The sequence below is a fragment of the Arsukibacterium sp. UBA3155 genome, from assembly GCA_002364615.1.
Taxonomy (GTDB): domain Bacteria; phylum Pseudomonadota; class Gammaproteobacteria; order Enterobacterales; family Alteromonadaceae; genus Alishewanella.
In genome coordinates, this window is sequence record DEYP01000028.1 from 313421 (window position 1) to 327318 (window position 13898).

Sequence of the window (13898 nt, forward strand, 5' to 3'; positions counted from 1 at the left end):
ATCCTAAAATATGCGAATTTGCAGTGCTTTGCTGCTGTGCTCTGTGTTAGCTGGCAGCCTGTTATTCAGTGAAAAGGCCCTGGCAACCGAGCTGGCTGAACGCTTACGGTTGGCTTCAGAAAATTATGAACAGGTAATTACCGAGCAACTGACCAACACGCAACAACGTCTTTACGGCGACTGGCTGGTGCTGGCGCAGGCATACCTTAGCGCTAGCAACAAAGATGCCGCCATTGCGGCCTTAGAGCAGGCTGAAACATTAGCCGACAGCGATCAGCAGCGAGCGCACGTGGCCCTGCTTCGGGCAAAAGTGTATGGTATTTTATTTCGTGACACCCGCCATGCCATCAGTTATTTACAGCAAGCGGACGCTCTATTGCGCACCAGCACGGATATTACCGCGCGACAACTCTACAGCGAAGTGTTGACCAATTTTGCTCAGGCCCATAATCAACTGGGCGACTTAATTCAGGCAGAAGCGTTTGCCAGCCAGAGCCTGAGTTTAGCGCTCGGCTTGCAAGATCGTCGTAAAGAAATGGCTGCCCGGATTATGCTTGGCAGGTTGGCACTGCAAAATAACCAGTTTGGCCAGGCGCATCAGCATTTAAAGCAAGCACTGGTTCTGGCCGACTCACTGGATGATAGCGATGCCCGCGCCTCAATTCATTTCCGGCTGGGCATGGCCTATCGTAAAATTGAAGAACATACTCTGGCGCTGGAGCATATGCAGCACGCCGCCAACCTTTATCAACGTCTTAACGACTTATCCAGTTACAGCTATACCCTGGTCTATATGGCTGAAAGCCACCTTGAATCTGCTGAAGGCATAACACTGGCCGAACAATACTTGCTGGAAGCGCTTACCATTAGCGAGCAAATTAAAAATGTAATGCGCACCGCTATCGTCAAACAAAGTCTGGGCCGCGCCAGCAGGTTGCGCGGCGACAACTTGCAAGCAGCTAAATATTACAACGCGGCATTGCAACAGTTCCGGCAAATAGGCGCTCAGACGTATGTGCAGGAAAGTGCGCTGGCGTTAGCAGAGTTAGCCCTGATGCAGCAACAATTTGAGCAGACAGAACAAATTATTGCTGAGCTTAGCCCCGACATGGCTGGCGCCGCCAACTACCTGCAAGCCCGCTATTACACCTTGCGGGCGCAACTGGCGGAACATCAGCAAGACTGGCAGCAAGCGTTTTTGTTACATCAACAAGCCAGTAAGCTACAATTTACCGAGCTGACAACAACGACCGCAGAAAAACTTAATGAGCTGAAAACTCAGTTAAACCAAAGCAATACTCAGCACGACAACCAAGCAGTTCAGCTAATGCAGCAACAGAGCCTGCGCCAGACCCTCCGGTACTGGCAAATAGCGTTAGCGCTATCAATAGTGTTGCTTATCGGTTGTGGCTTGATGCATTGGCGCCAGCGAAGCCGCCATAACCAGACTAAATCGGTACAATTGGCCTTTTTACTGTCTCACAACTGGAGTCGGTTTTGTGAGCGGCTGCAATATGACGGCCGCAGTAAGCAACCGTTACAGTTACTGGCTATTGCGCTACCCGCCAGCCAGCAACTGAAGCTGGATCTGGGCGAAGAAGCACTGCGTCAGCCGCTACAGACATTGTTACGCAACCTGAACATTTCACAGCTTAGCGGCTGCTGTATCAACAGTGATGTGCTATGGCTTGGCTACCGATCAAGCCCCAGAGAGGCAGCCTGTTTTGCCAGGCAGCTTGAAGCGGACCTGCAACAGGCGTTACCCGCTCTGGCCACAGCAGGCCATCTGGTTCGGTTACAACTTGAGGTGTCGCAGCTACTCGGGCCGCGTTGGCAGGCGCATGAGCTGACAGCGCTGCGTGAAGCGTTCTGGCTCAGCTGGAAACTGGCGAGTATTGCAGACGACACATCGCATAGTTGGCAACTCGAACTCACTGCAAAGCAACCCCGCCCCTGTGAATGGCATAGCAGTAATCTAAGGCTGGATATGATAAATGCACTGCAACTGGGCGCTTTAACACTTACCCTTAACAATGAAGTCCTGCCCGCTAACTTAAGTCGGGCGCTGCTGCCTGAGCCCGCTCAAACCGGCGAGTTGTAACTCGCTGCTAAGCGCGATTGCCCGCTGATGGTGCTGCAACGGACACATAAAGGCAATGGCAATTGCCTGTAGCGCCAAACCACTTTGATTTTTGTTACCCTCGCCATATCGCGGATCGCCCATCACCGGATGGTCGACTGCTGCGAAATGGCGCCGGATTTGATGTTTCCGACCACTGATTAAATCAATTTCTAACCAACTGGTGTCGGTCGCAGCGTCGTAACAACGCAGCACAAACCGGGTTAAGCAGGCCTTGCCATCCAGTGGCATACTGATTTCTGCCCCGGCCAGTAAGGCAGGACTCAGCTGGCCCTTTACCTGAACAAGATAAGTTTTAGTCAGCTGCTGGCCAGCAATCAGTTTACCAAACGCGGTTGCCGCGGCTTTGGTATGAGCAACCAGCACCAAACCACTGGCTTCACGATCGAGCCGGTGCAATAGAAACACCGGCCGGTTACCAAAATGTTGTTCTGCAAATCGCAACAAGCTTAGATGGTCGCCCCATTCGTTGCCTTGTGACAACATCCCTGCGGGTTTAAACCAGATACTATAGCCACGATAATCGGCAATAAGCCTGGCGGGCGGGCAGCTTCGGCTAAGAATATCGGCATCATAGTGTAATTGCAGCACCTGACCAGCCTTTAATGCATACTGTGATCTACGCAGCCGTTTTGCCGGCTTAGTCAGCAATTGCACTGCGCCTTTACTCATCGCATCTTTCAGCCGGCCTTTAGGAAGTTCCGGTATCGCCGCCGCGAGTATGGTAATCGCCTGGCCTGCTGCCTGCACGTCAATCCGGCGTGACAACTTCATCTCTTTACTCTTCCTTTACTCACAAGTTCAGCTGAAATTCAGCGCATTAGGCTGTAATAGTAACAAATATAAAGGAGATCTGCTTATGAAAACCCTACTGAAAACAGCAGCCGGTTTATTGCTATTAGTCCCCTTACTAAGCCTGGCAGACAGCATTAGCAATGAAGTAAGAAGTGCGCAGCAAGGTGCAATGCAAATTAGCAAAGCACAAGGTTCAGCCGTTAACCAGAGCTTTCAGTCTGATGTCTGGTTTCACAGTATTGATATCAGCCTAGCCCGGGACGACAACTATAACGGTTACTTTCAGCAGCTGTATGTTGAATTTGATGCGGATACAGACTACGCCTATCGCCAGGTGTTCGCTGAGCTGAGCCTGACGCCCGATTATGGCAATGAGAGAATTTATTACACCAGTTCAGTATTTGAATTGTTCAGCCAGAGTAGTAACGACTGGCTGGGTATAGAAACGGATTTGGAACACCACTACCCAACGAATTTTTACCTGCTCACCATCCGGCTCTTCGATGCCAATACTGGCTATTTATTAGCGGAAGCATCGGGTTACGATCTGAGCGCGTTGGATGCCCTGGCTCTGGAAGATTATCAGCGCGACCGGATCCAGACCAGCAGCAGCGTTGAGGTATCCGCTGGCTCCACTGGCGTGGTGTTAATGTTGGGGTTATGCTTAGTGTTTTTCAGACGAATAAAGCGGGACTAATTGCGAACAGGCTATTTATGTTTTCTGCTGCTGCCGTTGCTGCTGCAAGCGCAACCCCTGCGTATGCAGCAGAGTGTGGAAAATAATCAGCGTATTTTCCGTTATCAGTTCCAGGCGCTGGAGCAGGATATTCGGTTACAGTTTTCGCTCGACCCTGGCCGCATACAGCATAACGGTAATATGGTACAGACCTATGTGCCACACAGGATGCAGCAACAGTTATGGCGTGAACTGCAACTTCAGGCGAATCAGGCAGGGCCTTACCGGCTGACACCAGGCCCCGGCGGCGACTGGCAGAACTTTACCGTGCACTATGCGGCTACGGCAACATTGTCACAAGCGACAATGGCCGAGACAGAGCAGTTACAGCAAAAGCTGCAGCAGTTCAGTCAGCAATTTCAGCAGCAGTATGTAGAGCGTATGGGTTATCAACTGCTGTTGCTTGCCGACAACCGGCAGTTAATCACGGTTGATCACCCTGCAATAATTCAGCAAAGCCTGGCCGATATGGCCGGTTTAGCGCAAACCGTGGTCGGGCAGCTTGGCGCGGCTGATCAGCAGCAGCTGATAACCGGTTTACTAACCTGGGTTCAGCTTATTCCGGAGCATCCGGCAGAGCAGCGGCAATACGGTGGCACTTTCGCTCCACCACTGCAGGTACTGAGGCAACATCAGGGTGACAGTGCCAGCAAAACGGTATTGCTTGCCACCCTGCTTCGCAGCAGTATACCGAACGTGCAGTTAGCCATTTTATACTTACCTGAACGTACGCTATTGGCGCTGGCAGTGCCCTCAGGCCCAGATGACCTGACCGTCACGTTGCAGGGCACGGTTTATCTGGTGGTTGATCCGTCGGCTACTGAGCCATTGCCACCGGGTCAGCTGTCAAAGATCCAAAAAGTTTATGTCCTTAATCAGTTTCTTGCTTATCGTCTGCTTTGAGTTGACTGACTCTTGCGAATAAATCCTGCCAACCGTCGGGAACGCGCCGCACACCGGCCTGCCCATTCTGTATTCTGTCAATATGCGTTGATAAGCGCTGCAACGGACCCATTATTTTCCGTTTATAACGTCTTGCCAGTAACCAGGCCAGTGCCAGCAATACCCCGGCATAGCTTAGCCAGTGTAAGATAAACCGACCAATACCCGCATAAAATAACGAGCCGCGTTTATCAATCAGCGCCAGCGACCATGGGATGCCAGTCAGTCGCTGAATTTGCAATTGATACTGCTCCAGGTTATCACCGTTGATATACGTTGAGCTGGCAATGACATTGCCCGCCTGGTCCAGCAGCAGAAAGTAGCGATCAGGGTTATTCTTTTCCAGGTTCGCCAGCAATGGCGCCAATTCCAACGCGAAAACAAAGCGGCCAATTTTACGTTCATTGACATAAAACGGTACACTCATAGCAGCTTGTTCAAGGATAAAATCTTTGTAAAAAACCGGGTTGCGGTCATAACCGTTTTCAGAACGCTGATAACGCTGCAACCACTGAACGAGGTGTTCAACCACGTAGTCAGACCATTTGGATTGACCGTTATAAGCAAAGCCTTGTTCTGAAATGTAAAACAAACTTTTCAGTGGCGTAATGCTGGCCGGCGCAATATCAAAATAAGGTTGCAGCTGCAGTAGCATTTGCAGCTCAGGACTCACCTGCTGATTTTCAGGGTAAAGATCATGAAACACAATATCGAGAGTGGTAAGTGACAATAAAGGTAATTGAGTGCTGTCTGTCACCGCCATCTGCATCCCCACTGTCCCCCTGGCATTAACCGCCTGAGAAAATTGCAAAACCGGCTCAACCTGAGCATCCATCTGCTGGGCAAACATTTGGAGTTGTTGGCGGTTTTGTTGCAAGCTGGTATTAAATTGCAACAGAAACTGGACAAATGCCACGCTGAAACTGAGCGCGGCAATAACAACTAAAGAAAATCTGACAGTTCTGCGATAAACAGCATAGGCTGGGCTGGACATGCAACTCCTTTGCATTGCGCTATTTTTTTGGTTTGGCAAATCCTAGACTATTTCTATTGATATGCAAACCATGGCGGGGCTTTTTTTCCGCCGCCATATTTTGTAATTGTTGGGCTGAGCTTCCGATTATAAATTTGCCTCAGCAAAAGATGCTAACCGACTTCGAACCACGCCGTTCAGATTAATGGTGGTGCTGCCTTCAAAATTTTTAAAGCGCTCCACAATATAGGTTAAACCGGAGGTCACCGCGGTTACCCCATTCTTAAATTGATACCAGAACCCCATTCTTGACTATTTAATTATTTATGATACCCTTAACCTTAAATTGTTGGAGCTCATATGTCCCGCTCAACTTCATTGATTATGAATACCAGACTGAATATTGGTAACCTGCCATATTTTGTAAGAGATAGCGATAACAACATTAGCGAAGCGTTAAATGGCGACTTTAAGTTGAGAGATCTGCAGTACCACAGTGACAATATTTACGATGATTTTCCGCTGATAAGCTGTCCTGATCGGCTGATAGAAAGTCTGGAATTTAATCTTTTCCTAATCGATCGGAAAACGGGTGCTTTTTCATTGAAAAGAAATCCACACACCGATAATGATGAGTACGTTTGGAGCAAGGGACACCTGGGTGCGAAAAAAGGTCGTGAACTCGATATAAAGACTATCTTGCGGATAGCTAAAGATATCCGTCATTTTCTGGATTGGATGATTAAGCAGAATGTGAGTTACGAAGAGATCATGGCTGTCCCCAGAGATTTTGATCCCTATAGCATAATGGAAGCTGAAACCCTGTTGCCAGTTTGGCGATTCCAACAACACCTGACAGCGCTTGTAAAAGGACAATTGTTAGCATATAAATCAGGCGTTAGAATACTCCAGAACGTCAGGGTATTTTACCTTTGGAGTTTTAGGAGAGGAGAAGTTAACGCACTGCCGTTCTCACATAAGCTAAAAGCAATCAAGGTGCGACGACAGGACGATGCTGAGTCATTGTTTTCAATGCCTGGTGTTCAGCCCGCTCATTCTCGTGCTCTTAAAAACTATATAAGCAATCTGACACTCCCTAAAAGCGCTATTCAGAAAGAGGCCAAACCCAAACAGCAACTGCTTGCATACACAGCCGATGAATTACAGTTAATGATGAAAACAGATGTATATGCTCATCGCACCTATGGCCTGTTCCTCAAGTGCGCACTCTTTGCTGGCTTACGCGCAAATGAGGTAGTGCAACTTAACCGGGATGAAGTCATCAACCCCGCCAGCAACAGGCTTAGCTTTTCACTATCATTACTACGTAAATTCAGTAAAGCTGACAATTTGCGAATTTCTCCCAAGCTTATGGCTATGCTATGGCACTATACGCAAGACAGTGTCCATCTTGAACGACAGAGCATGCATGAAGCTGAGTTTGGCATAAATAACCTAAAGCATCCTTTACCCCTCTTTATCAACAGGGATGGTCATAGAATGAGTGAAGCTAGTGTCTCCAACTCAATTCAAAAAGTTCGGGCCGAGCTAAAACGGCGAGGACTACCAAACCTTGAGAGAACCTTTCACGATTTAAGAGCCACCTTTGCAACGTACTGGGCAATTGCTTTAATTAAGAAAGGGTACTCCCCGAATGATATCAAAGCTAAACTCATACTGCTAATGTCACATGAAACATACGAAACAACTCAAAGTTACATTGATTTTGCCCTGGAAGGCCGCATGGGCAAACATGGCGCAATGGAACCCTGGGTGGTCGACATTTACCAGGAAGTACTGGCAAGGGTGAACAACGCCGGAGCCGCAGATGATTCCTAGGCGCAGTCTGGAATTAATAGACAGCTTTAAAGCGCACTCCACTACCCTTAGTGCCGACGTAGAAACTATTTTAATAAAAGCTTGTAAACCGGATGCCCAGAGAGACTGTGCAGGGCATGATGTAACAGCAGAACGCCTGAAAGATCTGCACGCTTATATCGAGCTCACTAATAATGCCGAACCCTTACCCTATTTTAATAAATTTATAACTGAGGGGTTTAACATATTGAGTAATCAGCTGGATTGGGCAAATATTGAGCAGGAGTTGTTCCTGGTTGAACTTAAGCAGGTACATACCAGGCGCGGTGGTTCTGTTTTATCATCATTAATGCATTTGGCTAAAACGTTTTTCGATGAGCAAAACTTATGGCCGCCATCACGTGCAGTGGCAGCCCTAACTGACAGAACAATCGATATTTCTCAACTGTTATGCTACCCGGCAAACTGGGTAGTGGATGGCAAAAAAATCATTGAGAACATACTGCAACTACCCAACGGTTACAATAAATACAATGGTGGCATCAGTCTGCTGTTAAAAGTGTTAGCTGAAGCCAGAAATGAGCCCATTATTGTTCAGCAGCTTCATCATAAAACCATTACTGACGCGCTTGATGACGACGATATTTTCCAGCTGCTATTAGCCAAAATCCCGGTACAGAATCAAAGCAGATTCAAAAAAATTCGTAGTGTTCACAACCCTGCTTTACACGGCCCGGAGAGAAAATTTGCTGGAAAAACGAATTACTCCTTAAAAGCCGGAGCTGAATCGAAAGGCGCTCATTGGATCCATCAACTCTCTGCCAAATGGTTTGAGCAATGCCAATCCTATGTAAACAACGTATACCAGAGTAAGGGACAAAAAGCGGCAATAAGCACCATTACCCGGTTAACCAAGCTCGCTAGTGCAATGTTCGACCACAGAGACAGTTTAACTAACCTGCAGCAGCTTCACCGCCAGGGTGTTACGGCTTTTTTCTGCCATGATCAAGCATTACTCAGACAAGTGCACAGCATTGACGACGAGCGGATAAATAGCAGCATTGGCGAAATATGTTACATGCATAATCAACTGCATGGCAGTAACTACCAGCTTACCGACTTAGTTAATTTAGCCATAAATATCGACTGTGACTCCGGCGATGATCAGTCCCGCCTAATCATTTTGGATCCATTAGCAGCGAAATACCCAGCCCTGGCCCAAGCTATTTACGATTACGCCCAGTACGAACTGCAAAGAATTGATGGCGACCAGCGCTCAAAAGAAACGGTATTCGGTCAAGTCAGCATGGTCAAAGCTATTTTCACCAGCCATCTGGACCTGTTGGATAACAATGACCATCTGATGCTGGCTGATCTTGGCTTAGCGGCGTTAGAATTGAATAACTGTCGCATCATCAAACGCATCCGCAGTGTGTTAAACGACAAATTCAAAGATGATAGGCTGACATTAGGCAGTGCAAGGGGTATCCAGTCAGCGTTTGGATTGTTCTGCGCACATTATAAATTAGCTAATGTGCACTCTTATACCGTGTCAGGCAAAAAAAGAGCGGCTAACGACACGAAAAACAAAGCAACAGATTACTACAGCAAAGAGCAAGTCGCAGCTATTGCCTACGCAATAGAGCTAGGGCTAATGCATCCCGATTTATCGGCAAAGGATGAGTTACTGCTGCGTTTAGGGCGAATTTTAATTAAAACGGGCTGGAACCTGGCGCCACTGTTAATGCTCGAGATTGATGACATTCTGCAACTGGATGCGCCACTCACCGGAAAATCGACGCACTTTGTCCGGCTTTTCAAAAAGCGCGGCGGCTATACCACGCAATTTTATGAATTTGAATTAACTGACGAAAGCATTACGCAGGAAGGGTTAGTGTTTGGGGCAGCGGTCACAAATGCCCTGACTGATCTTGAATACATTCGGGACAAAATGTCCTCTGCGTTACGTGCCAGGCTGCCTGCAGACAGCAAGCTCAGGTACAGACTGGCTTTATATCCTGATAAGCGCGATAAAGTTCTGAGTTTAACCCATACAACGTTCAGTAAATTGTTAAACGAGGTTCTGCGCCGATTCGAATGCAAAATAGCTTTCAGTGTACAACGCATTCGTAAAGGTGGCCTTAATTATGTCTATAAAACATATGCAAAAAAATTCCATCAGTACCACCAGGCCGGACAGCATTCGCTGAAAGTTTTTATGGATGTTTACCTGCGTGACGATGGCATCAAATCAGAAGAAACTATTGCCTCAGCGACCCAAATAATGTCCGATTATTTTTCAGGCAGACCTATATCAGACAAAATTGTTATCGTTACCGACATACCCGCCAACACCAGACAAACACCATCGGGGCGATGCGCGTCAACTGGCAACGATGCTGAAGCCGCAGCCTATGCAAAACAACAGCAGCGACTTAACAGGGCTTCAGATACAACCAGCTCGCAATGTGGTGATTTTAACGCCTGCCTGTTTTGCCAGCATTTCCGGCTGGTTGCTGATAAAGAACATGTTTGGCGTTTGTTGTCCTATCAACGTTACATTGTCGCTGAGATGGCGCGAGGTATTAGTGATTACGAGAGTAATACCGATCAGGCAGCCTATGTTGATGTATTAAATAAACGCATTGAAACAATGCTTGCCGAGCTTAGGGAAATCAGCACTACTGCCGTACAAAATGGCATCGCCTTATTAGATAGTCGAGGCTGCCACGATGACTGGGCGTTCTATGCAGACATAGGAGTAGCACGATGAAGCTTATAGATTTAATTGAGCATATCTCGGAATCTGATGACACTGGCTTACTGAAGATTAAACCTTTTAGTGAAGTTGACTATCACCGGTTTAAGGCCGTGGTGGTGTATAAAACAGCAAGTGTTAATTCAGCCAGACATGGCGAAATGACTTTTAGCGATGATGTGTGGCGAGATCCCAACAGATCCGTCAATTTTACAACACTCTCCGGCGCGATTAAATTTGAAGTCAAGTCTGCTTTCTTACTGGCAAACTATACTGGCCTGTTTGAAGGCGGTAATGGTATCAAGTTTTCCTCCGCCTGTCAGCAAATTGCGCCATTAATTAAATTTGGCGAACTTATACAAGCATATAATATTGATTCAATAGCCAGTTTCAACTCGCTGCCTGCTCTGATAAAGCGCAATTATTTCATAAAGTTGCTTAAAGATAAGCTTGGGCTTGCTGACAAAAAAATGACTTTCAATCACAAGTTTTTTGCAGAAAACTTAAATTATGGCCTGTTTACAGCAGATAGCCTCGCCATATTCAGCGAGGAACTGGCAAAATTCAATATTACAACTGCAAGAGAAGAAAAACCAAGATCCTACCCAATAGTGCCATCTGCTTTGTTGCAAAAGGTCATCGGCGAGTGTGAAATTAAATTTGCTGAAGCCAACAACATTATCGGGCAATGGCAGGCTGCAAACCACAATTATGTCGATGCTATTCGCAATACAACAGATACCGGTATCCAACATAGCTACGCATCTGCAATCGTTAATAAAAAGCCCCATCTTAACCAGTTAGTTGCTCCCTTAAGAGAGGGGTTCAGGGTGCTTAACAATCTCAAATTGCATGTATTACTGTACATCCTGGCGTATACCGGTATGCGTAAAGAAGAGGCTCTGTCCTGTACTCTCGGCTGCGCAAGCCAGCACGATGGCAAATATTATGTTGAAGCCGTACTCACTAAAACAGACGACACAAAAACAACCATGAAATGGGTTGCAAATCAGGATACCTATCATGCTATCGCAATGCTGGAGCGTTACGTCAAAGCCATGCATCAACGTGCCAGTGCCATCCTGGAAAACCCTCAGATCAAGCTCACAGCTGCATTTGAGCATCAGCTCAGGCATGGCTTACATGCCAAGCTGTTATTCGGTGTTGTCGATAATCTGACTTCTATTAAGTTCTCTGACGTCAATCTGGGTACCAGAACGTCCAGCCAGGCAGCAAATTCTGACGGTAAAGAGCCAAAGTTCTCACTACACAGGTTTGAGTACGCGCTCAGCACACAAGATCTCGATCAGCTGGAATCGTTAGGGTGCAACGCTAAGTCTGTCAGGGGCTACAATATTGGCGAAAAGTACGTTGAGGGGGAGATATTTCATATTACACCGCACATGCTGCGCCACAATTTCGCCTGGTTTATTATTGCAAACAGGCTCGGCGAATTAGACGATATTAAACACCAGTTTAAACACCTGGCCAGTTCAATGACCATGGTTTATGCAGCGCGTGGCTATGAAAGCCCGGATGAAATGATTGGCCTGTTTGAAGATTTCGAGGCGCTACTGGTAAACAACATCGCACAAAACATTGCAACGCAGGCTGCTGCAGGTACGTTAACCGGTGAGGCCGGCAAACGGCTTAATAAAGGCGCCAAAAATCTTATTTTTAACGTTACGGCAGCTGACGGTTCAAATACCGGGCGAATAGTAAAACAGTTGCACTTCAAAAGTCTCGATGCCTATAAAATATTTTTAGCTGAAAATCTCACTAACATTCGCGGTCTGCCTCACGGCTATTGTACGGCCGGGCCTGCTTGTAAGCTTAAAAATGTCGGGCTGCCCAGTGGCTGCGTATATTGCCCCAGTTACCTGGTGACAGAGCAGCAAAGAGTCCATTGGCAAGCAATGAAAAACTTTGCAGATCAGAAACTCGGGTTTTACAACCAGCTCTCAGCAGAACAGCAACAAGAGTATTCCCTGCTGGCACAAAGCTGGCGGGATACCAGTAACGCAGCAAAAGTGATCCTTACAGACAAAACACCGCTGAAAGTAAAGGGAGCTATAGCATGACGCATGATATTAAAAAATCAGGCCAGGAGCTGTTAACAGACGCTCTGAACGAACTGATTGCCAATCCTGCGGCAAAAATCAACATGAATACGGTCGCTAAACAGGCAGGAGTAAACCATTCTTTGTTCAGGAAAGGATCCTACTCACAGATCAGGACTGAAGTCCTGAAAGCACAAAAAGTTCGGGATACTGAACTGGAGAACAAGTCAAAAGATGAAAAAATAAGCATGTTACAGGTCAAACTGAAGGCCGCTGAGAACAAATTGCAGCAGCTCTCAGAACAATCACAAATGCCTTTGCCCAAGACTGTTAAAGAAATTGAAGGCGCCATGATGGCACGTTTGGTAGAGATGTATCGATTTAATGATCTTCTTAAGACTCAACTAGCTGAAAAGCATGGTGAGAAAATAGATGAAGAAACAGGTGAGATCATAGAAATCAACTTTGGGAAACGCAGTTAATATTTACAAATACAGATAATACATGCTGTTAATAGTAGTGTGGTGCGGTGGCTTGCATGGTGTACTACACCACACCGGGCCAAAATGCCGCTGTGCGGCCAAAATTACTGGCCTGCACTCAAAAAACTGGCTCCGTAGACGTTGAATTAATATTCGTCTGCGCCAGTGCCAAAGGCGAAACTGACGCCCCAAGCGCCATCGGCATCGGGCGAAGACGACCAGAACCAACGTGATGGCATATTTGGGAAAGCATTTTGGTTAATCGTGGGGCGAGTATAGTTACCATCGCAACGGCTATTATTCTCTTTAGCGTAACGACCATTCGGTCGCTCCGCTGTAAAAGAACACCCTAAGTTACCACCTGTTTCACTTTAAATTGACCACTGGTTGCAATTTCTGTAGGCCATAACTTTCACACTCAAGGACCATCAATTGCAGCAATCAGCCATTAATATCAAAGGCTGCAATGAGCGAAAAGCAGCTATTAAAGACCATACATTTATAAAAAGGTAATGGTCTACTTTGCTTTAAAAGCGGACATTGCTAACTGCTCTTAAATTGAATTTAGCTGCATTGATGCAAAAACCAGGCTGAGTTCAAGGTTTTATTAATCATATGATCTTATCTCCAAAGTTATGATCATGGTGCTATCGCGATGACCGTGACGACCAACGGGCTTTGCAGCTTGGCTGATGCGTTCAATCTCTTATGATGTTAGGTATTCACGTTCACGAACATCTTTATATTTGCGGGTATTGGTAACTTTCGAGTTTTCGGTGTTTAGGGTGGGGTTTCTATAATCTTCTAAGTTACTGATATTACTCATCTGGCTCTCCATATCTTTCGAGATTATAGCCGAAAGTGGGAATGTTTTATACGATGATGAGACTTGCTAGTAATGTGACATTGATAACTTTACAAGTTTCTTTACAGATTATCGGCTGTTTTGACCATGATTAGCCATGATGATGGCAATGGTTCATAAACGGTCGATTGCTTTGCGGATACTATTACCACCAGGTCCTATATAAGAAGACTATCCGAGTACCTTCCGTGGCTGTGACAAGCAATAGAAAAGCGCAAAAGAGAAAGTTGAAAACAACATTGCAAATGTCGCGAAATATACTATCTTTACCGTTATATTTATAACGGCAAAGAGGTTTATGTGGTTAAACAAACTTCTACAAAAATCAA

The 13898-nt window shown here is 46.4% G+C and carries 9 protein-coding genes; 7 read left to right on the forward strand and 2 right to left on the reverse strand.

Annotated features, from left to right (window positions below; all coding sequences use genetic code 11):
• The first annotated feature begins 10 nt into the window (after window positions 1–10).
• Window positions 11–2101, forward strand: a complete 2091-nt coding sequence (locus tag B2X65_RS16625) for a hypothetical protein (protein WP_290614532.1) — start codon at window positions 11–13, stop codon at window positions 2099–2101.
• On the opposite strand, the gene B2X65_RS16630 is transcribed toward B2X65_RS16625, so the two are convergent.
• Window positions 2054–2914, reverse strand: a complete 861-nt coding sequence (locus B2X65_RS16630; protein WP_290614534.1) for an RluA family pseudouridine synthase — start codon at window positions 2912–2914, stop codon at window positions 2054–2056. The two genes, B2X65_RS16625 and B2X65_RS16630, sit on opposite strands and share 48 nt — an antisense overlap.
• A gap of 85 nt (window positions 2915–2999) precedes the next feature.
• Between B2X65_RS16630 and B2X65_RS16635 the strand changes: the two genes are divergently transcribed.
• The gene (locus B2X65_RS16635; protein ID WP_290614536.1) at window positions 3000–3632 is read left to right on the forward strand and encodes a choice-of-anchor H family protein; all 633 of its coding nucleotides are present in this window, start codon (window positions 3000–3002) and stop codon (window positions 3630–3632) included.
• Entirely contained in the window at window positions 3633–4574 is a 942-nt protein-coding gene (locus B2X65_RS16640) for a hypothetical protein (RefSeq protein ID WP_290614538.1), read from the forward strand. It abuts the gene before it with no gap.
• Here the strand turns inward: B2X65_RS16640 and B2X65_RS16645 are convergent.
• A complete protein-coding gene (locus tag B2X65_RS16645) occupies window positions 4543–5607 on the reverse strand; it encodes a hypothetical protein (RefSeq protein WP_290614540.1) in 1065 nt (354 codons plus the stop codon). The genes B2X65_RS16640 and B2X65_RS16645 overlap by 32 nt on opposite strands.
• A 339-nt stretch (window positions 5608–5946) precedes the next feature.
• Between B2X65_RS16645 and B2X65_RS16650 the strand changes: the two genes are divergently transcribed.
• From B2X65_RS16650 to B2X65_RS16665, 4 genes are read left to right on the forward strand one after another with little or no spacing between them, the layout of a single operon-like run.
• Window positions 5947–7425 (forward strand): tyrosine-type recombinase/integrase, encoded by a 1479-nt coding sequence (locus B2X65_RS16650; protein ID WP_290614542.1) that lies wholly within the window; start codon window positions 5947–5949, stop codon window positions 7423–7425.
• A complete protein-coding gene (locus tag B2X65_RS16655; protein WP_290614544.1) occupies window positions 7415–10177 on the forward strand; it encodes a hypothetical protein in 2763 nt (920 codons plus the stop codon). The genes B2X65_RS16650 and B2X65_RS16655 overlap by 11 nt, the downstream gene beginning before the upstream one ends.
• A complete protein-coding gene (locus B2X65_RS16660; RefSeq protein ID WP_290614546.1) occupies window positions 10174–12243 on the forward strand; it encodes a hypothetical protein in 2070 nt (689 codons plus the stop codon). Before B2X65_RS16655 ends, B2X65_RS16660 begins: the two co-directional genes overlap by 4 nt.
• Window positions 12240–12704: a hypothetical protein gene (locus B2X65_RS16665; protein WP_290614548.1), complete on the forward strand. Its 465-nt coding sequence runs from the start codon at window positions 12240–12242 to the stop codon at window positions 12702–12704. Before B2X65_RS16660 ends, B2X65_RS16665 begins: the two co-directional genes overlap by 4 nt.
• Window positions 12705–13898: the final 1194 nt, after the last annotated feature.

Coding starts and splice junctions, on each gene's coding strand:
- B2X65_RS16625 (WP_290614532.1), top strand. CDS start 11: ATGCGAATTTGCAGTGCTTTGCTGCTGTGCTCTGTGTTAGCTGGCAGC.
- B2X65_RS16630 (WP_290614534.1), bottom strand. CDS start 2,914: ATGAAGTTGTCACGCCGGATTGACGTGCAGGCAGCAGGCCAGGCGATT.
- B2X65_RS16635 (WP_290614536.1), top strand. CDS start 3,000: ATGAAAACCCTACTGAAAACAGCAGCCGGTTTATTGCTATTAGTCCCC.
- B2X65_RS16645 (WP_290614540.1), bottom strand. CDS start 5,607: ATGTCCAGCCCAGCCTATGCTGTTTATCGCAGAACTGTCAGATTTTCT.
- B2X65_RS16650 (WP_290614542.1), top strand. CDS start 5,947: ATGTCCCGCTCAACTTCATTGATTATGAATACCAGACTGAATATTGGT.
- B2X65_RS16655 (WP_290614544.1), top strand. CDS start 7,415: ATGATTCCTAGGCGCAGTCTGGAATTAATAGACAGCTTTAAAGCGCAC.
- B2X65_RS16660 (WP_290614546.1), top strand. CDS start 10,174: ATGAAGCTTATAGATTTAATTGAGCATATCTCGGAATCTGATGACACT.
- B2X65_RS16665 (WP_290614548.1), top strand. CDS start 12,240: ATGACGCATGATATTAAAAAATCAGGCCAGGAGCTGTTAACAGACGCT.